27 protein-coding genes are annotated in these 24470 nt (G+C 60.3%); all 27 read right to left on the reverse strand.

Annotated features, from left to right (window positions below; translation table 11 throughout):
* Positions 1 to 2: 2 nt before the first annotated feature.
* A complete protein-coding gene (gene fliQ / locus OC71_RS20835; protein WP_041072975.1) occupies positions 3 to 272 on the reverse strand; it encodes a flagellar biosynthesis protein FliQ in 270 nt (89 codons plus the stop codon).
* Positions 269 to 1027 (reverse strand): flagellar type III secretion system pore protein FliP, encoded by a 759-nt coding sequence (fliP, locus tag OC71_RS20840; protein ID WP_041072977.1) that lies wholly within the window; start codon positions 1025 to 1027, stop codon positions 269 to 271. Before fliP ends, fliQ begins: the two co-directional genes overlap by 4 nt.
* A complete protein-coding gene (fliO, locus tag OC71_RS20845) occupies positions 1027 to 1479 on the reverse strand; it encodes a flagellar biosynthetic protein FliO (RefSeq protein WP_041072979.1) in 453 nt (150 codons plus the stop codon). The genes fliP and fliO overlap by 1 nt, the downstream gene beginning before the upstream one ends.
* Positions 1480 to 1938, reverse strand: coding sequence for a flagellar motor switch protein FliN (fliN, locus tag OC71_RS20850; protein ID WP_003222891.1), 459 nt, complete (start codon positions 1936 to 1938; stop codon positions 1480 to 1482). It abuts the gene before it with no gap.
* A gap of 56 nt (positions 1939 to 1994) precedes the next feature.
* Positions 1995 to 2963: a flagellar motor switch protein FliM gene (fliM, locus tag OC71_RS20855; protein ID WP_003222890.1), complete on the reverse strand. Its 969-nt coding sequence runs from the start codon at positions 2961 to 2963 to the stop codon at positions 1995 to 1997.
* 9 nt (positions 2964 to 2972) lie between these two features.
* Complete coding sequence (gene fliL / locus OC71_RS20860) at positions 2973 to 3476, reverse strand: flagellar basal body-associated protein FliL (RefSeq protein ID WP_041072981.1); 504 nt, start codon at positions 3474 to 3476, stop codon at positions 2973 to 2975.
* Positions 3477 to 3687: 211 nt separating this feature from the next.
* Positions 3688 to 5082, reverse strand: a complete 1395-nt coding sequence (locus tag OC71_RS20865; RefSeq protein ID WP_041072983.1) for a flagellar hook-length control protein FliK — start codon at positions 5080 to 5082, stop codon at positions 3688 to 3690.
* 106 nt (positions 5083 to 5188) lie between these two features.
* The gene (locus tag OC71_RS20870; RefSeq protein WP_041072985.1) at positions 5189 to 5536 is read right to left on the reverse strand and encodes an Hpt domain-containing protein; all 348 of its coding nucleotides are present in this window, start codon (positions 5534 to 5536) and stop codon (positions 5189 to 5191) included.
* A gap of 30 nt (positions 5537 to 5566) precedes the next feature.
* Entirely contained in the window at positions 5567 to 7270 is a 1704-nt protein-coding gene (locus OC71_RS20875; RefSeq protein ID WP_041072987.1) for a fused response regulator/phosphatase, read from the reverse strand.
* 5 nt (positions 7271 to 7275) lie between these two features.
* Positions 7276 to 7581, reverse strand: coding sequence for an STAS domain-containing protein (locus OC71_RS20880; protein ID WP_041072989.1), 306 nt, complete (start codon positions 7579 to 7581; stop codon positions 7276 to 7278).
* A 151-nt stretch (positions 7582 to 7732) separates the two neighbouring features.
* A complete protein-coding gene (fliJ, locus tag OC71_RS20885; RefSeq protein WP_041072991.1) occupies positions 7733 to 8185 on the reverse strand; it encodes a flagellar export protein FliJ in 453 nt (150 codons plus the stop codon).
* A gap of 6 nt (positions 8186 to 8191) precedes the next feature.
* Positions 8192 to 9550 (reverse strand): flagellar protein export ATPase FliI, encoded by a 1359-nt coding sequence (fliI, locus tag OC71_RS20890; protein WP_041072993.1) that lies wholly within the window; start codon positions 9548 to 9550, stop codon positions 8192 to 8194.
* The gene (fliH, locus tag OC71_RS20895; protein WP_041072995.1) at positions 9540 to 10346 is read right to left on the reverse strand and encodes a flagellar assembly protein FliH; all 807 of its coding nucleotides are present in this window, start codon (positions 10344 to 10346) and stop codon (positions 9540 to 9542) included. Before fliH ends, fliI begins: the two co-directional genes overlap by 11 nt.
* A gap of 4 nt (positions 10347 to 10350) precedes the next feature.
* Positions 10351 to 11370, reverse strand: a complete 1020-nt coding sequence (gene fliG, locus OC71_RS20900; RefSeq protein WP_007920042.1) for a flagellar motor switch protein FliG — start codon at positions 11368 to 11370, stop codon at positions 10351 to 10353.
* A complete protein-coding gene (fliF, locus tag OC71_RS20905) occupies positions 11363 to 13150 on the reverse strand; it encodes a flagellar basal-body MS-ring/collar protein FliF (protein WP_027614236.1) in 1788 nt (595 codons plus the stop codon). Before fliF ends, fliG begins: the two co-directional genes overlap by 8 nt.
* A 15-nt stretch (positions 13151 to 13165) precedes the next feature.
* Positions 13166 to 13495, reverse strand: a complete 330-nt coding sequence (fliE, locus tag OC71_RS20910; RefSeq protein WP_003222869.1) for a flagellar hook-basal body complex protein FliE — start codon at positions 13493 to 13495, stop codon at positions 13166 to 13168.
* A gap of 127 nt (positions 13496 to 13622) precedes the next feature.
* Positions 13623 to 15014 (reverse strand): sigma-54 dependent transcriptional regulator, encoded by a 1392-nt coding sequence (locus OC71_RS20915; protein WP_041072997.1) that lies wholly within the window; start codon positions 15012 to 15014, stop codon positions 13623 to 13625.
* 5 nt (positions 15015 to 15019) lie between these two features.
* A complete protein-coding gene (locus OC71_RS20920) occupies positions 15020 to 16213 on the reverse strand; it encodes a PAS domain-containing sensor histidine kinase (protein ID WP_161794915.1) in 1194 nt (397 codons plus the stop codon).
* 125 nt (positions 16214 to 16338) lie between these two features.
* Entirely contained in the window at positions 16339 to 17814 is a 1476-nt protein-coding gene (locus OC71_RS20925) for a sigma-54 dependent transcriptional regulator (RefSeq protein ID WP_041073001.1), read from the reverse strand.
* Positions 17815 to 17986: 172 nt separating this feature from the next.
* Entirely contained in the window at positions 17987 to 18283 is a 297-nt protein-coding gene (locus OC71_RS20930; RefSeq protein WP_041073003.1) for a hypothetical protein, read from the reverse strand.
* An 11-nt stretch (positions 18284 to 18294) separates the two neighbouring features.
* A complete protein-coding gene (gene fliS / locus OC71_RS20935; protein ID WP_027614233.1) occupies positions 18295 to 18693 on the reverse strand; it encodes a flagellar export chaperone FliS in 399 nt (132 codons plus the stop codon).
* Between the two features lie 129 nt (positions 18694 to 18822).
* Positions 18823 to 20292 carry a flagellar filament capping protein FliD gene (gene fliD / locus OC71_RS20940; protein WP_041073005.1) on the reverse strand — a complete coding sequence of 490 codons (1470 nt, stop codon included), beginning with the start codon at positions 20290 to 20292 and terminating at the stop codon, positions 18823 to 18825.
* An 83-nt stretch (positions 20293 to 20375) separates the two neighbouring features.
* Positions 20376 to 20735 carry a flagellar protein FlaG gene (locus OC71_RS20945; RefSeq protein ID WP_041073007.1) on the reverse strand — a complete coding sequence of 120 codons (360 nt, stop codon included), beginning with the start codon at positions 20733 to 20735 and terminating at the stop codon, positions 20376 to 20378.
* A gap of 72 nt (positions 20736 to 20807) precedes the next feature.
* Entirely contained in the window at positions 20808 to 21659 is an 852-nt protein-coding gene (locus tag OC71_RS20950) for a flagellin domain-containing protein (protein WP_007920059.1), read from the reverse strand.
* Positions 21660 to 21895: 236 nt separating this feature from the next.
* Positions 21896 to 22168, reverse strand: coding sequence for a hypothetical protein (locus tag OC71_RS20955; protein ID WP_041073009.1), 273 nt, complete (start codon positions 22166 to 22168; stop codon positions 21896 to 21898).
* Positions 22165 to 23454 carry a motility associated factor glycosyltransferase family protein gene (locus OC71_RS20960; protein ID WP_041073011.1) on the reverse strand — a complete coding sequence of 430 codons (1290 nt, stop codon included), beginning with the start codon at positions 23452 to 23454 and terminating at the stop codon, positions 22165 to 22167. The genes OC71_RS20955 and OC71_RS20960 overlap by 4 nt, the downstream gene beginning before the upstream one ends.
* 85 nt (positions 23455 to 23539) lie before the next feature.
* Positions 23540 to 24466: a ketoacyl-ACP synthase III gene (locus OC71_RS20965; RefSeq protein WP_041073013.1), complete on the reverse strand. Its 927-nt coding sequence runs from the start codon at positions 24464 to 24466 to the stop codon at positions 23540 to 23542.
* Positions 24467 to 24470 lie beyond the last annotated feature (4 nt).

Here is a 24470-nt window from a genome sequence, read left to right on the forward strand (position 1 = left end):
GCTCAGCCGATGACCATCGGGATGTTTTTGTAGAGCTGGATGATGTATTCCATGAACGTCTGCACGATCCATGGACCACCCACAATCAGCGTCACCAGCATCACCAACAGACGCGGCAGGAAACTCAGGGTCTGTTCGTTGATCTGCGTCGCGGCCTGAAACATCGCCACCAACAAGCCGACCAACAGACTCGGCACCACCAGAATCGCGACCATCAAGGTGGTCAGCCACAGCGCTTCACGAAAGATATCGACCGCCACTTCCGGCGTCATGGCGAAACACCTCCGAAGCTGCTGGCCAGAGTGCCGATGATCAGCGCCCAGCCATCCACCAGCACGAACAGCATGATCTTGAACGGCAGCGAAATGATCAGCGGCGAGAGCATCATCATACCCATCGCCATCAACACGCTCGCGACCACCAGGTCGATGATCAGGAACGGGATGAAGATCATGAAGCCGATCTGGAATGCGGTCTTCAGCTCAGAGGTGACGAACGCCGGTACCAGAATGGTCAGCGGCGCCTGATCCGGGGTAGCGATGTCGGTGCGCTTGGACAGACGCATGAACAGCTCCAGATCGCTGGTGCGGGTCTGCGCGAGCATGAAGTCCTTGATCGGTACCTGAGCCTTTTCCACCGCTTGCTGCGCGGTGAGCTTTTCCGCCAGGTACGGCTGCAGCGCATCGTTGTTCACCCGGTCGAACACCGGGGCCATGATAAACATGGTCAGGAACAGCGCCATGCCGGTGAGGATCTGGTTCGACGGCGTCTGCTGCAGACCGAGGGCCTGACGCAAGATCGAGAAGACGATAATGATCCGGGTAAAACTGGTCATCAGAATCACGGCCGCCGGAATGAAGCTCAGCGCCGTCATGATCAGCAGGATCTGCAGGCTGACCGAGTATTCCTGCGCGCCGTCGGCGTTGGTGCCCAGCGTGATCGCCGGGATCGACAACGGATCGGCGGCGAATGCCAGTGGCGCGGCCAGCATCAGGGCCAGCGTCAAGACGATGCGGAGCGCAGCCATTACTTCTTATCCTTCTGATCCTTGCCGAGAATCTTCAGCAGATGCTGGGCAAATTCCGGGGTCGCTTTTTCGCTACTGCTCGGCACTTGCACCGGTTCTTTGAGCACGTGCAGCGCGGTGATGGTGCCAGGGCTGAGGCCCAACAGAATTTGCTCGTTGCCGACCTGCACCAGCATCAACCGGTCACGCGGACCGAGGGCGCGCGAGCCGATCAGTTCGATCACCTGGCCCTTGCCCGCCGGCCCGGCCTGCTGCACCCGGCGCAGCAGCCAGGCGAGGAAGAAGATCAACCCCAGCACCAGCAACAGACCGAACACCAGTTGCGTCAGTTGCCCGGCCACGCCGCTGCTGACCATCGGCGCGGTGGCAGCAGGCACGGTGGTCGCCGTCGACGGCTCGGCGGCCAGCACGCTCAATGGCAGTGCCAGCAAAGCCCAGAGAAACCGTTTCACTCAGCGCAGCTTCTTGATGCGTTCGCTTGGGCTGATCACGTCGGTCAGGCGGATGCCGAACTTCTCGTTGACCACCACCACTTCGCCGTGCGCGATCAGGGTGCCGTTGACCAGTACGTCCAGCGGCTCGCCGGCCAGACGATCGAGCTCGATCACCGAACCCTGGTTCAGTTGCAGCAGGTTGCGGATGTTGATGTCAGTGCTGCCCACTTCCATCGAGATCGACACCGGGATGTCGAGGATCACGTCCAGGTTCGGACCGTCCAGGGTCACTGGATCGTTGTTCTTCGGCACGCTGCCGAACTCTTCCATCGGCAGACGGTTGGAGCTTGCAGCGCCAGCGTCGGCGGCCAGCAGCGCGTCGATGTCGGCCTGGCTGCCATCACCGGTCTCTTCCAGGGCCGCAGCCCATTCGTCGGCCAGTGCCTGATCGTCCTGGGCGTTCATTTCGTCGTTCATCATTTGTCCTCGGCGGGCAACAATTCAGTTAAATGCGTGGGGGTGAGAGCGGCGCTTCAGCGCCGCTCGATCGGCTCGATCACCTGCAACGCGAGGTTGCCTTTGTGCGAGCCCATCTTGACCTTGAAGGCCGGTACGCCGTTGGCGCGCATGATCATGTCTTCCGGCATTTCGACCGGGATCACATCGCCCGGCTGCATGTGCAGGATGTCGCGCAGCTTCAACTGACGGCGGGCCACGGTGGCGCCAATCGGCACATCGACATCGAGCACGTCCTGACGCAGGGCGTTGACCCAGCGCTCGTCCTGATCGTCGAGGTCCGACTGGAAACCGGCGTCGAGCATTTCGCGCACCGGTTCGATCATCGAGTACGGCATGGTCACGTGCAGGTCACCGCCACCGCCGTCGAGTTCGATGTGGAAGGTGGAGACCACAATCGCTTCGCTCGGGCCGACGATGTTGGCCATGGCCGGGTTCACTTCCGAGTTGATGTACTCGAAATTGACTTCCATGATCGCCTGCCAGGCTTCCTTCAGATCGACGAAGGCCTGCTCCAGCACCATGCGCACCACGCGCAGTTCGGTCGGGGTGAATTCCCGCCCTTCGATCTTGGCGTGACGGCCATCGCCGCCGAAGAAGTTGTCCACCAGCTTGAACACCAGTTTGGCGTCGAGGATGAACAGCGCGGTACCACGCAACGGTTTGATCTTGACCAGGTTGAGGCTGGTCGGCACGTACAGCGAGTGCACGTATTCGCCGAACTTCATCACCTGTACGCCACCGACGGCAACGTCCGCCGAGCGGCGCAGCATGTTGAACATGCTGATGCGGGTGTAACGGGCAAAACGCTCGTTGATCATTTCCAGGGTCGGCATGCGTCCACGGACGATGCGATCCTGGCTGGTCAGGTCGTAGCTTTTGACACTGCCGGGTTCGGCAGCGTTATCGGTCTGTACCAGACCATCGTCGACGCCATGCAACAGCGCGTCGATTTCATCCTGGGACAGCAGATCCTGCACGGCCATGTCGTGTTCCTACTGCAGTACGAAATTAGTGAAAAGCAACTGTTCGATCACCACTTTGCCCAGCTCTTTCTGCGCCACTTCCTGGACGCTGGCTGTGGCCTTCTGGCGCAGCATCTCCTGGCCGACCGGGGTCGCCAGTGTGGCGAAATCCTGACCGGAGAAGAGCATCACCAGGTTGTTGCGGATCACCGGCATGTGCACTTTGAGCGCGTCCAGATCAGCCTGGTTACGCGCCAGCATGGTGATGCTCACCTGCATGTAGCGCTGACGGCCGTTCTGGTTGTAGTTGGCGACAAACGCCGGCGCCATCGGCTCGAAAATCGCCGGCTGCTTGCCGACCGGCGCGGTCTCGGCCGCGGCGGCAGGCTTGCTCTGAGCGCTGTGCATGAAGTACCAGGTCGCGCCCACGGACACACCGATCGCCAGCAGCAGAGCCACCACGATCAGGATGATCATCTTGAGTTTGCCTTTGGTCGCGGGGTCTTTTACAGCTGCTGCTTCGCTCTTCGCCATGCCAATAATCCGTCACTAATCGGGTTTTCACAGTCGCACGGCAAGGCAAGAGCAAGTGTTATGCCAGAAGTGTCGGAGGAGATTGGAAGGCACCGCAAAACAACTGTGGGAGCGAGCTTGCTCGCGAAGGCGGTGTGACAGACAACTTCAGAGTTGAATGTTTAACCGCTTTCGCGAGCAAGCTTGCTCCCACGGGGGATACAGCGTTGTGTCAGGCGTAATAGTCGACGGCGCTGCTGCCGATCACGCTGGTGGTTTGCGCAGCGGCTTCAGCCACCGCCGCCGGCGTCAGTTCTTCGTCCGCCGAATCCAGACGTCCGCCAGCAGCGCTGGTGCGGCCGCTCTGACCGTGCTGCGCCTGTTCCTGACCCTGCTGACCCTGCCAGCCACGACTCTGGTCGGAGACGTTGACGTCAACCTGGCCCATGCCCTGCTGGGTGAACATGTCACGCAGGCGATGCATCTGACCATCGAGCGCTTCACGCACGCTTGGATGCGCGCTCATGAAGGTCACTTGGGTCTGCTGGTCCGGAACCATGTTCACCCGAATATCCAGACGCCCCAGTTCTGCCGGCTGCAATTGAATATCCGCCGCCTTCAGGTTGGCGCTGGACAGGTACATGACGCGGTTGACGATTTCTTCGGTCCAGCCGATCTGGTGCATGGCGATCGGTTGATTCACCGGCACCGCGTTCGCGGTTTTCGGCGTAGCCGCCTGAGTCAGCGCCGCCAGACGGTTGGCGAAATCATCGACTCGAGTGTCGCTGGTGGCAGACTTGAGATCTTTCAGGCCATCGTCGATCAGACCGCTGAAGGCTTTCTCGCCGCTTTGACTGGTGCTGTCCTTGTCGGCCTGTACGTCGAGCATGCTGGCCATGCCGGCAGCGAAGTTCTGCGCCGCAGTCAATTCACCGTCGGCCTGAGTCTGGGCCGGCGTAGCTTTGGGTTGTGCCTGACTGCTGGCAGAAATGTGTCCGCCCTGCTCCATCGCCATGCGCACCGCCGGCAGCGAATCGAGTGGATCGGCCGCCGGGTCGAAAGCGCTATCGGTCGATGCCGCCGGGTCTTTGACCACGGCTGGCGCAACGGTTGCAGCCACGACCGGCGTCTCGGCCTTGACCGGCTCCGGTGTTGCAGCGACTGGCGCGGGCACCGCCGGTGCAGTCACCAGCGGTTGCACGGTTTGCGCCAGCGCCGGATCCAGCGCCGGATCTACCGGGGGGGTGTCTGCCACTGGCGTCTGCGCGCTATCAGCGGCCGCATCGGTGGCGGCATTGTCAGCGGCCGCCTGATCATCGGATGCAGTCGAAGCGGTCTTGTCGGCAGGCAAGGCATTGCCGCTATCGGCAACGGTCTGTTGCGAGGCGGCAGACTTATCCTTGCCGAGATCTTTCTTGTCGCTGTTGTCGGCAACCTTGTCACGTGCCGGTTTCAACGAACTGTCAGTGCCTGGCAGATTTTTTTTCGGGCCTTGATCAGCGAACACCTGAGCGAAGCTTGAGGCCTTGTCCCCGGTGTCTGCAGCCACGACCGGTGCTTTGGCAGCAGCGGCTTGCGCCTTGGCCTGGGCGGCAGATTGAAGAAGAACATTGGGGGTCGCAGGCATGACACGGTCTCCGCTGCACTGGGATCGTAGGTACAGTTGACGGGGATTATTGCAAGTGTCGGGCCAGTTTCGTCCGGCGCTGGCGAAAAGCGCCGGACGGCAGGATTCAATGCGTGAGGGCGTGCTGGCGTTCGTCTTCGTAGACAGGTCGCACATCGGCAAATTCGCTGCTGATGTCCGCCACCAGATCGACGATTTCGGCGGGACTTTTGTTTCTGGCGTCCGCCTCGAGCGCCTGACAGAGCGTCGCCAGTCGCACGGCGCCCATGTTGCTGGCGCTGCCCTTGAAACTATGGGCGACCTCGGCCAACACCTTGGCGTCGGCGGTCTTTTGTAATTGATGCAAGCGACTTTCAGAATCGGTCAGGAAGGTATCCAGCAAATCCGGATAGCTGTCTTCCATCACTTCGCGCAACGCATCGAGTACTTCGCGATCCACATGTTGGTCAGTCACTTGTTCACTCCTTGATCAAGAATCGGCGAATTATGCCCTAACCTCCCAGAAAAACTCTACGCAAGCACTGCGACCTTCGTCCGACCAACTGGCGTTATGCCCCAATTGCCGGATCAAGCTGACGCCGCGCCCCGACAGACGGACGCCGTCCAGCGGTCGCTCTATCACGCGCGCCACGTCAAACCCCTTGCCGCTGTCCTCGACGCGGATGACCAGGCAACCACCGGCACCTTGCGGCCTGACTTGCAGATGCACGCGCACATAACCGTCCTGCAACGCTTCGAGTCGTGCATTGCGCTGCTCGTAGTAGCGAGCGAATCCAGCGGCATCGCGCTTGAGGCTGGAATCGAGCCCCAGCACGCCATGCTCCAGTGCATTGGAATACAGCTCGGCAAGCACGCTGTAGATTGCGCCACCCTGAGTGCGCAATCCATGCACTTCCAGTAACAATTGCAGCAGGTACGGCAAAGGATTGAAGCGCCTGAGCGTCGCACCGCGAAACTCGAAGCTGACCGACCAGTCCAGCGGACAGGATTGGCCGCTGTCGGAATACACCGGCACCGACGGCATCACCTGCGCCGCCTCCAACAGACTGATCTCGACCATGCTCACATCGTCGCGGGGCTCGCCACGAAATGCGTGCAAGGCCTGCTCGATCTCGGCGAACAGGTTGTCCGGTTCACGATTGGCAGCAAACAGTTGCTGCAAACGCTCGACACCAAACAAGCGGTCATCGGCGTCAGTGGTATCGATCACGCCGTCTGACAGCAGGAACACGCGGTCCCCCACCGCCATGGCCTGCACTTCGGTGCGATCGTCGAACGCCTGCGGGCTGAGCACACCGAGCGGTAAATGCCGCGCCGGCAGCGGCAGCCGCTCGCCCGTGGCGATCCGGTGCAGATAGCCATCGGGCATGCCGCCGTTCCACACCTCCACAGTACGACGCTGAAAGCTCAGGCAAAGCATGGTCGCACAGCAGAACATGTCCACCGGCAGGATGCGCTTGAGCTTGGCGTTCATCTCGCGCAGGGTTTCGGCCAGGCCGTAACCTTTGGCCGTCATGCCGTAAAACACTTCGGCCAACGGCATCGCCCCCACCGCCGCCGGCAGACCGTGGCCGGTGAAATCACCGAGCAGCACATGCATGTCGCCGGCCGGCGTGTAGGCCGCCAGCAGCAGGTCGCCGTTGAACAATGCATAGGGCGATTGCAGGTAGCGAATATTCGGCGCGCTCAGGCAACCCGAATGCGCGACCTTGTCGAACACCGCTTTGGCCACGCGCTGTTCGTTGAGCAGGTAATCGTGATGTTTGGCAATCAGGTCGCGCTGCTGCAGCACCGTGGCCTGCAAACGACGCAAGCGATCCATCGCCTTGATTTTGGCGGCAAGGATCACCTGGTTGTACGGCTTCGCCAGAAAGTCGTCGCCGCCCGCCTCCAGACAGCGCGCCAGCGCTTCGCTTTCGGTCAGCGAGGTCAGGAAGATGATCGGCACCAGGGTTTCCCCCGCCAGCGCCTTGATCTGTCGCGCCGCTTCGAAGCCGTCCATCACCGGCATCATCGCGTCCATCAGCACCAGATGCAGCGGCTGGCGCCGAAACACTTCCAGCGCTTCGGCGCCATTGGCAGCGGTCAGTACTTCATGCCCCTGACGCCGGACGATGGTCGACAACAGTAACCGGTCGGCGGCGCTGTCTTCGGCGATCAGGATCGTCAGCGGCTCTTGCGCCTGCATGGCCGTCAACTGATGTCGAACAGTTTGTCGAAATTGGAGATGGCGAGAATCTTGCGCACGTCGGAGTTGCTGTTGACCACCCGCACGTCCGAGTTGTCGCCGCCGGCGTGATCGCGCAGCAGGAGCAGCATGCCCAGCGCGGAGCTGTCGAGGTAGGTGGCGTCCTTCAGATCGACCACGATGGAGTCAGGCTTGCGGTTAAGCCGCTCATAGGCCTCGCGAAACTCCTGATGGCGCCCGAAATCGAACCGCCCCCTGACCGAAATCGTCAGTTTTTGACCATCCGGAGAGACTTCTGTAACGACTGACATTGACTGGCTTCCTTGTCATTGACGAACGTGTACAAGGTTTAGCACTTGGACAGGGTTGGGGCAAGGTGCAGAGCACAGTCAAAAGATCGCAGCGTGCCGCAGCTCCTACAGGATCGGTGTAGGAGCTGCCGAAGGCTGCGATCTTTTGACATTATTCAAGAGGATTGTGCCGTGGCAAACGCTGCGACAACTCGTCCAGCAACCTCTGCTCGCGCTTGTCTTCGAGGCGTTGCGCCTCTTCGCGGTAGCGTTGCACCAGTTTGCGTAGGCCCTCGACCTTGGCGAACGCCTGCTGCCAGGCATCGCGCGCCTTGATCAGGTTGTTCTGGTGCCAGACCAGGCTCTGGCGCTGCTGGTCGATCGCGGTGTCCAGTTGCGCGAGGAAGCCGTGATAACCCAGCAGCCATTGCCCGGAAACCCCGTCGCTGCCGCGTACGATCCACTGTTCTTGATAATCCAGACGAAAGGCTTCGAGGTCGGCGAGTTTGCTTTCAGCCACCTTGACCTGGCCCTGAAAGTAGCCCAGACGCTGGACGGCCGTTTTTTCGGCCTGTTCGGCCATTTCCACCACCGGTGCCAGACGTGCGGCGCGACTCACGGCCATGACCGGTTACCCGCCCGCCGCAGGTGCGAACAGGGTTTCCAGATAGGCCTGGCTCTCGCCCATGTTGATCTTGTCGTTCAGCCCCTGCCGCTGGTAGCGGGTCAGTTGCGGCTGCAAATTGATCGCCAGATCGGTCTCGCGGTCACCACCGGCGACGTAAGCGCCGACGCTGATCAGATCGCGGCTCTGCTGATAGCGCGACCACAGCTGTTTGAAGTACTGCGCACGCTGCATGTGTTCCGTCGAAACCACCGCCGGCATCACCCGGCTGATCGACGCTTCGATGTCGATGGCCGGATAGTGCCCTTCCTCGGCCAGCCGCCGGGACAACACGATGTGGCCGTCGAGCACGCCCCGCGCCGAGTCGGCAATTGGGTCCTGCTGGTCATCCCCTTCGGACAACACGGTGTAGAACGCAGTAATCGACCCCCCGCCCTTCTCCGCATTACCGGCGCGCTCTACCAGTTTCGGCAGTTTGGCGAACACCGAGGGCGGATAACCCTTGGTCGCTGGCGGCTCGCCGATGGCCAGAGCGATTTCCCGCTGAGCCTGAGCGAAACGGGTCAGCGAATCCATCAGCAACAGGACGTTCTTGCCCTTGTCACGGAAATACTCGGCGATCCGCGTGCAGTACATGGCCGCGCGCAAACGCATCAGCGGCGCATCGTCCGCCGGCGAGGCGACGACCACGGAACGCTTGAGGCCTTCTTCACCGAGGATGTGCTCGATGAATTCCTTAACTTCACGACCCCGCTCACCGATCAGACCGACGACGATAATGTCGGCTTCGGTGAAGCGGGTCATCATGCCCAGCAGCACCGATTTACCGACACCGGTACCGGCGAACAGACCCAGACGTTGACCACGCCCGACCGTCAGCAAACCGTTGATGCAACGGATGCCGACGTCCAGAGGTTCGTGGATCGGGTCGCGGTTGAGCGGGTTGATTGTCGGGCCGTCCATCGGCACCCAGTCTTCAGCCTTCATCCCGCCCTTGCCGTCCAGCGCCCGTCCGGCACCGTCGAGTACGCGACCGAGCATGCTCATGCCCATCGGCAGGCGACCGGTTTCGGCCAGCGGCACCACACGGGCGCCCGGGGCGATGCCGGCGACGCTGCCGACCGGCATCAGGAAGACTTTGCTGCCGGAAAACCCCATGACTTCCGCTTCCACCTGGGATGGGTGATAGCTGTCGTCATTGATCACCAGGCAGCGTGTGCCCATGGCGGCGCGCAGGCCTTCGGCTTCGAGGGTGAGGCCGACCATGCGCAGCAGGCGGCCTTCAAGAATCGGCGCGCCAGCGATTTCAGTGGCGTCGGCATAGGTGCTGAGGCGCTTGGCGAAACTGGTGCGTTCAAGGCGCATCGGGGATGTCCGCGAGCGGCGCTTGCGGCGCAGTCGCCGATGGGCTTTCTTCAGGAATGTCCAGACTCAGATCCGGCGCAGCCGGGTGCAGAGACTGTTCGTGCAACTGGTCAAACAGCTTGCCCATGACCTGGGTGATGCGGGTTTCAATGCTCGCGTCGATGCGGCTGTGCGCGGTTTCAACCCGGCAACCACCGGGCATCAGCGACTCGTCCTCGACGATGCGCCAGGTTTCCTCATGGCGTTCGCGCAAGGCCTTGGCCTGTTCGAAGTCCTGCGGATTGACGTACAGGCGCACGTTGTCCACGCCCAACGGCAGCAGCTTGAGCGCGTCGCGCATGACGTGTTCGATCTGGCTGGAATCGATCGCCAGTTCGCGCTTGATCACCTGCCTGGTGATGTGTTGTACAAGGTCGACCAGCGACTTTTCGATCTGCGTGTCTTGCTCGGCAATCGGCTCGAACAGGTGGGTCATCAGTTGTTCGAGGCTGGCCAGTTTTGCCGCCAGCGCCACTTCGGCTTCCTGACGCACCTTGAGCGTGGCGCTGTGAAAACCTTCCTTCTCACCGATGCCAAAGCCCTCGTTGTAGGCCTCCTGACGGATGCTTTCGAGTTCTTCCAGGGTCAGTGGCTGGACTTCCTCCAGCGGCACTTCTTCCATTTCCGGCGGTTCGGGCTCCGGCTCCGGCTCGGGTTCCGGTTTCGGCGGATCGAAGCTGGGCAGCGCCCAGGATTCGAAACCACGGACATCGCGGGCGCGGATCAGGTCCGTCACTGACTCGTCATGCTTGTCCATGGGCTTAGATCATTTCCTCGCCGCCCTTGCCACCGAGCACGATTTCGCCGGCTTCGGCCATGCGACGGGCAATGGTGAGGATTTCTTTCTGCGCGGTTTCCACATCGCTGACGCGCACCGGGCCTTTGGCTTCGAGGTCGTCGCGCAACAGTTCGGCCGCACGTTTGGACATGTTCTTGAAGATCTTCTCCTTGACGCCTTCGTCCGAACCCTTGAGGGCCAGCACCAGCACGTCGGAGGATACTTCGCGCAACAGCGCCTGGATGCCACGGTCGTCGACGTCGGCCAGGTTGTTGAACACGAACATGAGGTCTTCGATCTGACCGGACAGGTCTTCGTCGACTTCGCGGATCGAGTCCATGAGTTGGCCTTCGATCGAGCTGTCGAGGAAGTTCATGATGTCCGCCGCACGCTTGATGCCACCCAGGGTGGTGCGCGAGGCATTCGAGTTGCCGGAGAACTGCTTCTCGAGAATCTGGTTCAGCTCTTTCAACGCAGCCGGTTGCACGGTGTTCAGCGACGAAACGCGCAGGATGATGTCTAGGCGCACCTTGTGGTCGAAGTTGCCGAGCACTTCACCGGCCTGATCCGGGTCGAGGTACGCGACGACGATGGCCTGGATCTGCGGGTGTTCGTAACGGATCACGTCGGCAACCGCGCGCGGCTCCATCCATTTCAGGCTGTCGAGGCCGCTGGTGTTGCCACCGAGCAGGATGCGGTCGATCAGGCCGTTGGCCTTGTCTTCGCCCAAGGCCTGGGTAAGCATTTTGCGCACGTAGTCGTCGGAGCCGACGCCGAGGCTGGTCTGGTCGCCGACGATGTCGACGAACTCGCTCATGACCTGCTCGACCTGCTCGCGATGGACGTTGCCCATCTGAGCCATGGCCACACCCACCCGCTGAACCTCTTTCGGGCCCATGTGGCGCAGCACTTGCGCGGCATCGGTCGAACCCAGGGACAGCAGCAGAATCGCGGCTTTGTCGACCTTGTTCAGTTTGACGGTTGCGGCTCGGTTATCACTCATCTGCGTTAATCCACTCTTTCACGACCTGAGCCACGCGACCCGGATCCTCGGCCACCAAGCTCTTGATTGCATTCAGTTGTGCGTCATAACCCTCACTCGGGCTCGGCAACAGAATGCTCTGCGGACCACCGAGGCTCACGCGGTCGTTGGCCAGGTCGCCGTCCAGGCCGCCCATGCCACCGAGTTCCACGTCGCTGCCCAGACCGGCCAGCTCCTTGCCTTTGCCGCCGCCGGTGATGTTGTTCAACACCGGACGCAGCACACCAAACACCAGCACCAGGATGAACAACACACCCAGCACTTGTTTGACGATGTCCCAGAACCATGGCTGGGAGTAGAACGGAATATCGGCAACCACTTCACCGCGCTCGGCGGAGAACGGCATGTTGATCACGCTGACGCTGTCGCCACGGCTGGCATCGAAGCCGACCGCGTCCTGCACCAGACGGGTGAAGCGCGCCAGTTCATCGGCGCTCCATGGCGCGCGGGTGGTTTCGCCGTTGGCTGCATTGACCTTGACCTGATCGTCGACCACCACCGACACCGACAGACGATTCAGGCGACCCTGCTGCTGCTTGGTGTGGCTGATGGAACGGTCGAGCTCGAAGTTCTTGGTGGATTGTTGACGCTTGTCCGCCGGGTACGGCGCGAGCATTGGCTGACCGGTGGCCGGGTCCATGATCTGCTGACCGTTGGCATCGACCAGTGGCTGACCTGGCTGAATCATGCCGGTAGAGCCTTGCGCGCCACCGGTGGTTTGCGGTGCCGAGGCCGGCGCTGGCGGCTGGTTGCTCAGGGCACCCGGCACACCTTGCGGGCCATTGCTGGCGGTGCGTTGTTCGTTGACCGACTGCTCGCTGCGCAACGCCGGTTGGTCCGGGTTGAACTGCTCGGCAGTCGATTCGACGGCACTGAAATCAATGTCGGCCGAGACTTCAGCCTTGTAGCGATCGTTACCCAGCACCGGCTGCAGAATGTTGTGCACGCGCTGAGTGAGCATGCTTTCCATGCGGCGGCTGTAATCGAACTGCTTGCCGGCCATGGTCATTTCGGAGTTCTCCGCCTGATCGGAGAGCAGATTGCCCTTCTGATCGACGACGGTGATCTGCGATTTGCTCAGTTCAGGCACGGACGTCGCCACCAGGTTGATGATCGCCACCACCTGACCCGGCTCCAGCGAACGTCCGGAGTACAACTCGACCAGAACCGAAGCGCTTGGCTTGCGCTCATCACGCACGAACACCGAGCTCTTCGGAATCGCCAGGTGCACGCGGGCGCCCTTGACGTTGTTCAGGCTGGAAATGGTGCGCGCCAGTTCGCCTTCGAGGCCGCGACGGTAACGGGTCGCTTCCATGAACTGGCTGGTGCCCAGACCCTGTTCCTTGTCGAGGATTTCGAAACCGATGTTGCCGTCGCTGGGAGTGACACCAGCGGCCGCGAGTTTCATCCGCGCACGGGACAGGTCGTCAGCCTTGACCAGCAAGGCGCCGGAGTTCGGCTCGACGGTGTAAGGGATGTCGGCGGAGGCAAGGGTGTCCATGACCTGCTTGGCGTCCATGCCGGCAAGGCTGCCGTACAACGGACGGTAATCCGGCTGCTGCGACCACAGCACCACGGCAAAGCCAATCGCCACGCTCGCAGCCAGGCCGACCAACAGGCCCACCTGACGCAACATGGTCATCTCGGAGAGGTTTTCCAGAAAGGACAGGCCGAACAGCGGCGGTTTGCCGTCTATCGGGGTGGCCTTGGCCGGAACGTTATCGGCGACTGCTTCTGCCATGACTCAATCTCGTCCTTAAACCGGCATCTGCATGATGTCTTGATAAGCCTGAACCAGTTTGTTGCGCACTTGGGTCAGAGCCTGGAACGACACGCTGGCTTTCTGCGAGGCGATCATCACGTCGGTCAGGTCAACGCCGCTTTTGCCGATTTCAAATGCGTTGGCCAACTGAGTCGAAGCCTGCTGGGTATCGCTGACTTTGTTGATGGCCTGACCGAGCATGTCGGAAAAGCTGCTGCCTGCCAGTTCAGGGACGGCGGCAGTCGATTTCGGCGTGGCCATGGCGTCCATTTTCATGGCCTTCATGTCCATCATCAACCGATTAAATTCAATACCTTGGCTCATGGTCTACTCTCTTGGGCGGCCCGCAATTTTTTGACACTCACTCGGCGGGTACACAGGTATTAGCAACAAGGGTGCCAGCTATCGGGCAGCCTTTCAGAAAAGCATTTTCAAACATTCTCGCCAGCGCTCAGGTTGCGAACAGATAGCCTTCGACGTCCATCCCGGCATCGCGCATTTGCGCCAGCTTGTAGCGCAGGGTTCGCGGGCTGATACCGAGCTTTTCCGCGGCTTCCTTGCGCCGGCCGCGTTCGGTGCGCAGGGTATCGATGATCATCTGAAACTCCCGGCGCCGCAGGTCATCGCCCAGCGCACCGGCGGATTCGGCCTCGACTTCGATCTCGCGCACCAGTGGCTGCACCGGCGCAACGGACGGCGCAGCACCAAACGTCACCGCGCCCGTCAGGCAGAAATCCTGCGGCTGGATCAAACCGCCCTGCTGCAGAATCAGCGCCCGTTGAATGGCGTTATCCAGCTCACGCACATTGCCCGGCCACGGGTAACCGGTGAGGCAAGCCTGGGCTTCTGGCGACAGTTTCGCCGGCGCGTGCTTCATTTTATTGACGTGTTTGTTCAGCAACCGCTCGGCCAGCGGCAAGATATCGGCAGTGCGCTCGCGAAGTGGACGCCACGCCAGAGGGAAAACCGACAGACGGTAAAAAAGGTCTTCTCGGAAGCGTCCAGCCGCCACTTCGCCAGCCAGATCGCGGTTGGTGGTCGCGACCACGCGAATATCCAGCGCGATCGGCTTGCGCGCACCGACACGCTCGACTTCACGCTCCTGCAGCACCCGCAGCAACTTGGCTTGCAGACCCAGGGGCATTTCGGAAATCTCGTCGAGCAGAAGGGTGCCGCCATCGGCTTGTTCAAACTTGCCAGGCTGCGCCGCGATGGCGCCGGTGAATGAGCCCTTCTCGTGACCGAACAGCGTGGCCTCGAGCATGTTGTCGGGAATCGCCGCGCAGTTGATCGCGATGAACGGCTGGCTGGCACGTTGGGATTGCTGATGGATGTAGCGCGCCAGCACTTCCTTGCCGGTGCCGGATTCGCCGGAGATCAATACCGTGGAATCGCTGCGTGCCACCCGCGCCGCCAGGTCGAGCAGTTGCGCACTGGCCGCCTCGACCGCCACCGGCCCGTCGCTATCAGCCACGCTGATACAGCCCAGCGCATGCCGCGAAACCAGGTCCAGCAGAGCCTTGGGCTCGAACGGCTTGACCAGATAATCCGCCGCCCCCTGGCGCATCGCATCGACCGCTCGCTCCACCGCGCCGTGTGCGGTCATCAGCAGCACCGGTAGTTGCGGCCGCCGGGCGCGCAACAGTCCAAGCAGTTGATGGCCGTCCATGCCGGGCATGTTGACGTCACTGACCACGAGACTGAACGCTTCGCGCTCGACCGCTTGCAACGCCTCTTCGGCGCTGCCGACGGCATGGTAGTCGTGGCCCGCCAGCAACAGCGTATCGGCCAGCGCTTCGCGCAACGAGCGGTCATCCTCGACCAGCAAAACCTTGATGCCCATGACGTTTACTCAGCTCCCTGTACAGCGGAAAACAGCGGCAGGATCACCTGCGCGCACGTGCCGCGCCCGACCCGCGAACGCAGCCGCAATTCTCCCTGATGTGCCCGGGCCACAGCCTTGACCACGGTCAGGCCGAGCCCGGTGCCGGTGACTTTGGTGGTAAAAAATGGCTCGCCGAGACGCTCGAGCACCACCGGATCTATACCGCTGCCGCTGTCGCTGACGCACAGGCGCAGGCTGTTGTCGCGGGTGTAGCAATGCACTTTCAGGCGCACGTTGCCGTCACTGGCCTGAATCGCGTTTTCGATCAGATTGAGAAGGGACCCGACCAGCGTGTCGCGGTTGCACAGCAATTCGCCGGCATGACTGTCGCACTGCCAGCGAATGGGCAAGTCCTGCACATGGGTCAACGCTGCCGCCTGCAGCGACTGCATCAAGGCATTGGGGGTGATGCGGTCAGTCAACGGCAACTCGCCGCGGGCGAACACCAGCATGTCTCGTACCTGATGCTCCAGCTCATGCAAGCGCTCTTTGAGGCGTCCGGCAAAGCGCTGCTGTGTCGCGACCGGCAATTCCTGCTCAGTCAGATGACTGGCGTAGAGCAAAGCGGCAGACAACGGCGTGCGGATCTGATGGGCCAGCGAGGCGACCATGCGCCCCAGCGATGACAGACGCTCATGACGCGCCAGCTGATCTTGAAGGTGGCGGGTTTCTGTCAGGTCGTTGAGCAGCACCAACTGCCCCGGCTCGGCATCCAGCGAGCGGGTGGCAATCGACAGTCGCCGACCGTTTTTCAGAGAGATTTCATGACCATCATCCTCGCGCGGGGCGAAGCATCGGGCGATCACGTGGCGCCACAACTCGCCTTCCAAAGGCAACCCCAACAACTCGATAGCCGCCGGATTGGCTTCGCGAACCATGCCGTGGCCGTCAATGACGATGACACCACCGGGCAACAGATCAAGGAGGTTTTGCAGACGGTTGGCCAAACGTTCTTTTTCGGCCAGCTCCTGCATGCGTTGGGCACTGACCACGGCCAACTCGCCCTTGAGCTCGGTGACCCGGGCTTCAAGCATGCTGTAGGAGTCGGTCAATTGACTGGACATCTGATTGAACAGCGCGAACGCCTGCTCAAGTCCCTGACGGCTCGCCTGCTCTACGGACGACGATTGCCCCTCGGCATGGGAGGCAGATGACATCTGGGCGTGGGGCATTGTGTTCTCTCGCTTGGCTGACCGTCAGTTAAACGGAACGTTGCGAGGGATGTAGCAATACCCGTGCCTAAAAAAAACTGCTTATAAATGAAGGCGTTGAAAAACAGGCGTCAATCATCCGCCTGTTCATCACCTTCGCGCCGGCTCATGCCGTACTTGCGCATCTTCTCGACCAGCGTGGTTCGACGAATGCGCAGGCGTTCGGCGGCACGCGCCACAATGCCATTGGCATCGTCCAGTGCCTGCTGGATCAGACCCTGCTCCAGACCACCGAGGTAGTCTTTGAGGTCCAGACCTTCCGGCGGCAACAAAGCGTTGGCGGTGAAGTCCGGGGTATGACCGTTGATCGCCACGCGCTCTTCGAGATCGCTGCGCAGGCTGTCGACCATCTGCTCGTCTTCATCATCGACGTAGCGGAATTTCTTCGGCAACTCGACCACACCGATGACCCCGTACGGGTGCATGATCGCCATGCGCTCCACCAGGTTGGCCAGCTCGCGGACGTTGCCCGGCCAGCCGTGACGGCACAGCGACATGATCGCTGCCGAGTTGAAGCGGATCGAACCGCGCTTTTCGTGCTCCATGCGCGAGATCAGTTCGTTCATCAGCAGCGGGATGTCTTCAACGCGCTCACGCAACGGCGCCATCTCGATCGGGAACACATTCAGGCGATAGTAGAGGTCTTCGCGGAAGGTGCCGACCTCGATCATGCTTTCGAGGTTCTTGTGCGTCGCGGCAATGATGCGCACATCGACACTCTGGGTCTTGTTGCTGCCCACACGCTCGAAGGTACGCTCCTGCAGGACGCGCAACAGTTTGACCTGCATCGGCAGCGGCATGTCGCCGATTTCATCGAGAAACAGCGTACCGCCGTTGGCCAGTTCGAAACGTCCGGCGCGGCTGGTGATCGCGCCGGTGAAGGCGCCCTTCTCGTGGCCGAACAGTTCGCTTTCCAGCAGCTCGGCCGGGATCGCCCCGCAGTTGACTGGCACGAATGGCGCATCGCGACGCTTGGAGTGGTAATGCAGGTTGCGCGCAACCACTTCCTTGCCGGTGCCGGACTCGCCGAGGATCAGCACACTGGCGTCGGTATCGGCCACTTGCTGCATCATCTGACGGACATGCTGGATCGCCCGGCTGGTGCCGACGAGGCTGCGGAACAAGTTGGGTTCGCGATGACGGCCGCGCTCGCGGGCCTGGTCGTACATCTCGCGATAGACCTGGGCACGGTGCAGGGAGTCGAGCAGCTTGCTGTAGCTGGGTGGCATTTCCAGCGTCGAAAGCACCCGGCGGCGCTGGTCTTCCGGCAGGTCGACGGAAGAATTATCGCCCATCAGCAAAACCGGAAGGAACTCATCCCATGTCGACAGTGTCTTTAACAAGCCCAACAGTGCACCCGGAGCATTTACCGTCCCGATCAGTACACAGATGACTTCACGACTTGATGACAAAGAGCCGACAGCCTGCTGCCAGTCATGGCTGCCGCAGGGTAAATTTTCTTCGCCGAGAAAATTTAAAATCACCGCCAGGTCGCGGCGGCGGACGCTATCGTCATCGATCAGCAGAATTTTGGTTTCACGCCACATGCAATAGCAACTTCCCTAGTCAACTCAATGCCCGAAAAATGGGGCAAGCGAGACGCTTGCAGGACACCTTGTGCCTGTAGACGCCTGAAATCTGAAAACAGCCACTAGTTAAGTCAAAAAACCGTGCACAGTCAAATTTATGGCGCACATGTCTGGATTAACTGGGGGTTAATTAACCAAACAGATGGTAAACCTTTGCCGCCTTTTGCGCTTGGGTGATCTGCGACATCTCGTTGGCTATCGCCTGCCGCTCACCCATCGCTGCCTCCAGAAGCTCCTTGTAGACGTGGAGCAGCTCCTCAAGGTTATTGCGCAAGGCCTCCTCATCCAGCGAGGCCTCGACCATGACGTCTTCCATGCAGGATCGGCAAGCCAGATCCAGCTCGCCAATGGCTTCCCAGTTGCGTTCGGCCAGCGCACTGACCAGCGCTTCACGGGTGTCGGCGATTCGCTGCAATACAAGACTCATGGTGCTCTCCTTCAAAACTGCGGAGCAGGCTCGGGGGCGATGGCATCCCAGCCTTCTTTGACCGTGCTCAGCAAGCCGGCGACCTCATCGAGAATGCGCGGATCGCTGTTGATGTTGGCCTCGGCGAGGCGCTTCATCATGTAGATGTACAGCCCGTCCAGATCGGCCAGTTCATCGGCACACTTTTCCAGGTCCAGACCTTCGCGCAGACCGCTGACAATGCCAATGGCCTTGCTGATCGAGGTGCACTTGCCAGGAATGTCCTTGCGCTCGATGGCACCCTTGGCCTGAGCGATGCGGGCCAGCCCGCCTTCCATCAACATTTGTACCAGACGGTGCGGGCTCGCCTCGGAGGTCTGGGCGTGCGCGCCGACTTTCTGATATTGCCGAAGGGCTAACATTGGGTTCATGTTCTACCTCATTGCCACAATGACTCGTATAACCAGTGTATCGCCAACGAATCACAGAACTTTAGATCAAAAGACAAAAACCCGGCGCACGCCGATAAAGCGTAGCCGGGTTTTTGTCGTTCTTGCGGGCTACTTCGCGGATTGCTGAGCGTTCAGCGAGCTGAAGAACGACGTGATGTTACTGGCCGTCGCCTTCATTTGCCCAACCAGCAGGTCCATGGCGTTGTATTTCGCAGTCAACGTCTTGGTCAGGTTGGCCACACGCAGATCCAGCGCCAATTGCTGGGAAGTAAGGTTGCGCGTGTTGTTGTTCAAAATGGTCATACGCTGATCAAGCAAACCCGTGGTGGTTTTACCATCCGGAGAAGCTTTCAGATACGGGTCCACCGCTTTGCTCATGCGCGCCAGCAGACCGTTGGTGTCATTGGTCCCGGTGAACATCTGCTGAACCTGACCGGCCTTGCCAGGCTGACTCATGGTTTTGGTGAACGCCGCAGTATCGAACGTCAGGTTACCGGTGAGACGATCGGTCATCACACCGATCTCCGACAGGTAGGACAAAGCACCATCTGCACCAGCACCAGGAGCAGTCAACTGGCCACGGATGTCGGAGATCAGCGAGCGCGGCAACGAGTCACCGGTGAAAGCGGCCTGCACCGTCAGTTTGCCATCGGCGTCCGGTGTTGCCTTGGACAGGGTGTCGATGGTGGTCTTCAGGGTGTTGTAGGCGTCAACAAACGCCTGAACCGAAGCCTGCAGCCCTTTGGTGTTGGTATCGACGCTGACAACGGTCGGCGTGGCAACGCTACCAACGACTGGGCTGACAGCGGTCAGATTCAGGGTCAAGCCGCTGATTGCACCACTGACCGTGTTGCTTTTACTGGAAACCTGCAGGCCGTCGATGGTCACCTTGGCATCTTGTGCAGGACCGTTGACGTTGCCAGAAGCGCCTGCCGCCGGATTGGTACCCATCGGCTGAGTACCGTCGATCTCCAGACCGGCAATCCCGCTGACAGACAGGTCGGAACCTGCGCCCGTCTTGCTTGAGCTGATCACCAGACGCGAAGCGCCGCTGCTATCGGTCACGATGTTGGCAGAAATGCCATTGGCGCCCTGAGCCGTGTTGATCGCGTCACGGGTGCTCTGCAAGGTCGCATTGGCCGGAATCGTGACATTGTAATCAGTGCCATTCTGACTGATTTTCAGGGTACCACTCGGAATGGCACTGGCAGCACCGCCGGCGAAAGAAGCGCTGGCAACTTTCGAGCCAGTGGCCAATTGGTTGACAACAACGTTGTAAGTCCCCGACACCGCGGTGTTATCGGAGGTGGCGCCGAGAATCGCTGTGTTGCTCGAGGTCGCCGTGAAGCCGGCAAATGCCGGGTTGGTCTTGCTGCCCAGGTTGGTCATCGCCGTCTGGTACGCGGTCAGCGCACTCTTCAACGTGCCGACACCGGAAATCTTCAGGGTATTGGTCTTGGTCGCGGAATCGATCTGCGTCTGCTTCGGCGACTTGTCGGCGTTGACCAGCGCGGTCACGATCGCGCCGATGTCCAGGCCGGAACCCAGTCCGGAACCCGGTAGAATTGGACTTGCCATGTGCATCTCCCTTCAGATTGTTGCCAGACTTTTGACCCATCCAGGCGTCATTCAAGAAAGACAAACACTATTCATGCCAGCTATCAGACTTTGGCGTCGAACAACACATGGCTTGCGTTGGCGAGGCTGTCTGCGAGCTTGAGTGCTTCTGCGGAGGGGATCTGGCGTACGACCTCACCCGTCTCGCTTGCGATCACCTTGACGATGACCTTGCCAGAGTGCTCGTCGATCGAGAACTCCAGGTTACGCTTGATCGATTGAACGAACTTCTCGATCTCTTGCACGGCCAGTTTCAACTTGGCGTCATCCGTTTGCTGACTTTTCTTGTCAGCGACCGGAGCGTCGGCCGGTGCAACTTTTGGCGTCTCCGACGGCTTATCAGCAACAGGCGTCGCTGGCTTGGGAGCCGGATAAGACACGTTAAGCTTTACGCTCATGTCCATGCTCATCACCTCCTAACGTAAAAAAGCGAGAGAGCGCGACCAGCGCACCCTCCCGCCCAAACTCATTCCGAATTACTGAAGCAGCTTCAGTACAGCGGAAGGCAGTTGGTTGGCTTGAGCCAGAACAGAGGTCGAAGCCTGTTGCAGGGTTTGCTGCTTGGTCAGGTTAGCAGTCTCTGCGGCGAAGTCGGTATCTTGTACGCGACCCTGTGCAGCAGTGGTGTTCTCGGTGATGTTCTGCAAGTTCTGGATGGTGCTGGTCAGACGGTTTTGCGAAGCACCCAGGCTGGCACGAGTTGCACCGATTGCAGCGATAGCGGCGTCGATTGCGGTGATCGCGTTGTCGATGTTCTGCGAAGCGCCAGTTACGGTAGCACCAGTCAGGGACAGAGTACCGCTACCAACCGACAGGCTGACGGCGTCGAACTTGGAGCTCAGTACCAGGTCGATGTGGTTAGCCGAACCAGTGTTTGCGCCAACTTGCAGGGTCACAGTACCAGCCGAACCGTCCAGCAGGTTTTTGCCGTTCAGGTTGGTCGATGCCGAGATACGGGTGATTTCGTCAGACATCTGAGCGAATTCAGCGTTGGTAGCGGTCTGGTCAGCAGTGCCGTTGGTGCCGTTACGTGCTTTAACAGCCAGTTCACGCATACGCTGCAGAATGTCGGTAGTCGCTTGCAGAGCGCCTTCAGCGGTCTGAGCAACGGAGATACCGTCGTTGGCGTTCTGGATGGCTTGGGTGTTACCACGGATCTGCGAAGACATACGGTTCGAGATCTGCAGGCCAGCAGCGTCGTCTTTAGCGCTGTTGATTTTCAGGCCGGAAGACAGGCGCTGCATCGAAGTCGACAGAGCGTCGGAAGCGCGGTTCAGGTTCTTTTGAACGTTCAGCGACGTGGTGTTGGTGTTTACTGTTAAAGCCATGACGAATTCCTCGTTGGTTGGGTACTGCGGCTTCCGGCCCTGGCAACCGCCTGGAATGGCCTAGAGAACCTTCGTAATAGTTATCGTCGGGTTGGCAGGTTGCTTGAGGGCTTTTTGAAAAAAATTTGCCATCACCCTGCCACCCCCGAGAAAACAAGGGCTTAGCGCCCCCCACCTGCGAAAAAATGACGCCATAAAACCGACCCGCACGCAAAGCCGCGGGCCAGTGCGGTCGGTCAGTTTGCCGATCGTGCTTTTTGCAACACTTCGATCAACTCGTACTCCATCCAGTCAGCCAGGCCCAACCAGTCCTGACGCTCCTGACAGTCGAGCATCTGCGTGAGTACCAAGGCCCAGTCCTGTTGAACCGTCGCCGGCGCGGACATCAGCAATTGCTGCGCGCCCTCGAACACCTCGACCATATCCAGCGCCGCCTCGACATCCCGCCCGAGCCGAAACAACCCGGCGCACTGACGACATTCGTCGACGCACTGCTCAATCGTCGTCATTGCACAAACTCCTGATTGAACTGTGTCCCGGCGATCAGTGCACCTGCCCGACTGCTGTTGAAGAACTGCACCTGCGGATGCGCGGCGATATAGCGCTCCAGCACACACAGATAGCCGCGAAAGTTCAGCTGGGTGCTGACCCGCTGGCCATGGCCGTCCTGCACCCAGTGCCGCGCCTGATCGACTCCCGGCCCCAGATCACCGTCATTCCAGCCGGCATGGGTCTTGTTCATCGGGAAGGCGAAGTCGGCGCCGAACAGGGTAATGCGCGATGCACCCATCTTCACCGCCAGATCCACCGCCGGATGAATCACGCTGCCACCGACATGCAGTTGCCCACGCGGATATTGCTCGCGCAACGCGGCGTACACCGGACTGGCCGAGTAACCGCCGTAGCGTTTGCCCTTCCACGCGGTCAGTACGGCAGGATCGCTCATGGGCAGATACACCAGCGGGATGCCAGCGGAGTCCTCGAACGGCAGATGCCGGAAGCTGATGCGCTGATCAATGGTGACCACCAGATCCGGGACGATCCCGTGCTCACGCAATGGCCGGTAAGCGGTATCCACACACATCAACAACGGACGTTCAGCCTGCGCGCGCACCGCCGCCAGACGCTGGAAATGTCCTTCGAGCGTCGGCCCGGTGCCTATCACATAGATTTCCCGGCCACTGGCCGTCCCGAACAACTGCGCCACATCATCATCGCCCAGCAACACCGGCAAACAGTCCTGCAGACGCTGCTGAATGAACGGCAAATGTGGATCGAATTCACGATTGTTGAAGCTCAGGTGCACTTCGCTGACCAGCCGATCACGGATCTTCGCGTTGAAGTCATCAGCCAGCAGCATCTCGGCCGGCAAGGCGAAAAACGGTGTGCAGATGTCTGACAGATCACCGGCATAGAATAACTGCACGCGCGGATCTTCCAGCCATTGGCGCTGATCGAGCAGTTGCAGCACCAGGGCGAACAACGCGCCATTGAGAATATGCACGTACAACCGCTCAAGCCCGGCGCGCTCTAGCAGCACCGTTGGCAGATCACCGAGACCGGTGCCATAAACATGCAACTGCGGCTTATCCGCCAGGCTGGCCGCCTGGATGCGGGCTTCGTGGACGCGGTCGTGGCGACTGGTCAGTTGAATGCCATTGACGCTGAGCGTCGAGCCCAAGCCCTGCACCAGCTCGGCTTGAACGACTGAGGTGTCTTCAGCCTGCAAGCGCGCAAACAACGCCGGCCAGCGTTGCTGGATGACTTGGGCATTGGGTTGGAAAAACTCGCTCATGCCGCCTAGCGCTCCATTCAGGCAAAAAAATAGCGTTCAAGGGTAACCTTGAACGCTATTTTTGTATCCGCCGTTTTTGACCGACTCAAGGACGATAGATGATCGCCGAGCCCCACGACAGACCGACACCGAAACCGCTCAGGGCAATGCGCTGCCAGTCGGAGTCGAGAACGTGTTTTTCCAGCAGCAGCGGGATGCTCGACGACACGGTATTGCCGGTCTCGACCATATCCTTGATGAACTTCTCCGGTTCACCTTCGAAACGCCGCGCCACCGCATCGACAATCGCCGCACTGCCCTGGTGAATGCAGAAGGCGTCGATGTCGTCAGCCTTGAGGCCGGAGTCGTCGAGCAATTCGTGCAAGTGCGCCGGGACTTTGAGCAGTGCGAAGTTGAACACCTGACGCCCGTTCATGAAGAACACGCCATCGGTGACTTTCAGGTGTGGCGCGCCGGAACCGTCGGTGCCGAACTTGGCCTTGCCCAGCGCCCAGGTCGGGTCTTCGCCCATCCAGGTCGCCGTGGCGGCATCGCCGAAGAGCATGGTGGTGTTACGGTCTTCCGGGTCGACGATTTTCGAATACGGGTCAGCGGTGATCAGCAGGCCGTTCTTCAGGCCGGCGGCTTCCATGAAGCCCTTGATCGCGTAAATGCCGTAGACGTAACCGGAGCAGCCCAGGGAAATGTCGAACGCCGCAACATTTGTCGGCAGACCGAGCTTGTCCTGGACGATCGCAGCGGTGTGCGGCAGACCTTCTTCGTCACCGTTCTGGGTGACGACGATCAGCGCGTCGATCGATTCACGTTTCAATTCAGGGTTGCTGGCAAACAGCGCATTGGCCGCTTCCACGCACAGATCGGAGGTTTCCTGTTCAACGCCTTTGCGCGGCAGGAAGGCCGAACCGATTTTACCGAGGATGAATTCTTCATCCTTCTCGAATTTTGCACCTTGTGCGTAATTGTCCACGCCGGCTACAGGAACGTAGCTCGCAATGCTTTTTATGCCAATCATTACG

The sequence above is a fragment of the Pseudomonas sp. W15Feb9B genome, from assembly GCF_000828175.1.
Classification (GTDB): Bacteria; Pseudomonadota; Gammaproteobacteria; order Pseudomonadales; family Pseudomonadaceae; genus Aquipseudomonas; species Aquipseudomonas parakoreensis.

What these genes read in the sequence shown, in the direction of transcription:
- fliJ (WP_041072991.1), bottom strand. Translation starts at nt 8,185, where the DNA reads ATGGCCGTGAGTCGCGCCGCACGTCTGGCACCGGTGGTGGAAATGGCC.
- fliM (WP_003222890.1), bottom strand. Translation starts at nt 2,963, where the DNA reads ATGGCCGTGCAGGATCTGCTGTCCCAGGATGAAATCGACGCGCTGTTG.
- OC71_RS20945 (WP_041073007.1), bottom strand. Translation starts at nt 20,735, where the DNA reads ATGGACATGAGCGTAAAGCTTAACGTGTCTTATCCGGCTCCCAAGCCA.
- fliS (WP_027614233.1), bottom strand. Translation starts at nt 18,693, where the DNA reads ATGAACCCAATGTTAGCCCTTCGGCAATATCAGAAAGTCGGCGCGCAC.
- OC71_RS20965 (WP_041073013.1), bottom strand. Translation starts at nt 24,466, where the DNA reads ATGATTGGCATAAAAAGCATTGCGAGCTACGTTCCTGTAGCCGGCGTG.
- OC71_RS20955 (WP_041073009.1), bottom strand. Translation starts at nt 22,168, where the DNA reads ATGACGACGATTGAGCAGTGCGTCGACGAATGTCGTCAGTGCGCCGGG.
- fliD (WP_041073005.1), bottom strand. Translation starts at nt 20,292, where the DNA reads ATGGCAAGTCCAATTCTACCGGGTTCCGGACTGGGTTCCGGCCTGGAC.
- fliL (WP_041072981.1), bottom strand. Translation starts at nt 3,476, where the DNA reads ATGGCGAAGAGCGAAGCAGCAGCTGTAAAAGACCCCGCGACCAAAGGC.
- fliG (WP_007920042.1), bottom strand. Translation starts at nt 11,370, where the DNA reads ATGAGTGATAACCGAGCCGCAACCGTCAAACTGAACAAGGTCGACAAA.
- fliF (WP_027614236.1), bottom strand. Translation starts at nt 13,150, where the DNA reads ATGGCAGAAGCAGTCGCCGATAACGTTCCGGCCAAGGCCACCCCGATA.
- fliI (WP_041072993.1), bottom strand. Translation starts at nt 9,550, where the DNA reads ATGCGCCTTGAACGCACCAGTTTCGCCAAGCGCCTCAGCACCTATGCC.
- fliP (WP_041072977.1), bottom strand. Translation starts at nt 1,027, where the DNA reads ATGGCTGCGCTCCGCATCGTCTTGACGCTGGCCCTGATGCTGGCCGCG.
- OC71_RS20930 (WP_041073003.1), bottom strand. Translation starts at nt 18,283, where the DNA reads ATGAGTCTTGTATTGCAGCGAATCGCCGACACCCGTGAAGCGCTGGTC.
- OC71_RS20880 (WP_041072989.1), bottom strand. Translation starts at nt 7,581, where the DNA reads ATGTCAGTCGTTACAGAAGTCTCTCCGGATGGTCAAAAACTGACGATT.
- OC71_RS20875 (WP_041072987.1), bottom strand. Translation starts at nt 7,270, where the DNA reads ATGCAGGCGCAAGAGCCGCTGACGATCCTGATCGCCGAAGACAGCGCC.
- OC71_RS20865 (WP_041072983.1), bottom strand. Translation starts at nt 5,082, where the DNA reads ATGCCTGCGACCCCCAATGTTCTTCTTCAATCTGCCGCCCAGGCCAAG.
- OC71_RS20925 (WP_041073001.1), bottom strand. Translation starts at nt 17,814, where the DNA reads ATGTGGCGTGAAACCAAAATTCTGCTGATCGATGACGATAGCGTCCGC.
- OC71_RS20920 (WP_161794915.1), bottom strand. Translation starts at nt 16,213, where the DNA reads ATGTCATCTGCCTCCCATGCCGAGGGGCAATCGTCGTCCGTAGAGCAG.
- fliH (WP_041072995.1), bottom strand. Translation starts at nt 10,346, where the DNA reads ATGGACAAGCATGACGAGTCAGTGACGGACCTGATCCGCGCCCGCGAT.
- fliN (WP_003222891.1), bottom strand. Translation starts at nt 1,938, where the DNA reads ATGAACGACGAAATGAACGCCCAGGACGATCAGGCACTGGCCGACGAA.
- fliE (WP_003222869.1), bottom strand. Translation starts at nt 13,495, where the DNA reads ATGAGCCAAGGTATTGAATTTAATCGGTTGATGATGGACATGAAGGCC.
- OC71_RS20950 (WP_007920059.1), bottom strand. Translation starts at nt 21,659, where the DNA reads ATGGCTTTAACAGTAAACACCAACACCACGTCGCTGAACGTTCAAAAG.
- fliQ (WP_041072975.1), bottom strand. Translation starts at nt 272, where the DNA reads ATGACGCCGGAAGTGGCGGTCGATATCTTTCGTGAAGCGCTGTGGCTG.
- OC71_RS20960 (WP_041073011.1), bottom strand. Translation starts at nt 23,454, where the DNA reads ATGAGCGAGTTTTTCCAACCCAATGCCCAAGTCATCCAGCAACGCTGG.
- OC71_RS20915 (WP_041072997.1), bottom strand. Translation starts at nt 15,014, where the DNA reads ATGGGCATCAAGGTTTTGCTGGTCGAGGATGACCGCTCGTTGCGCGAA.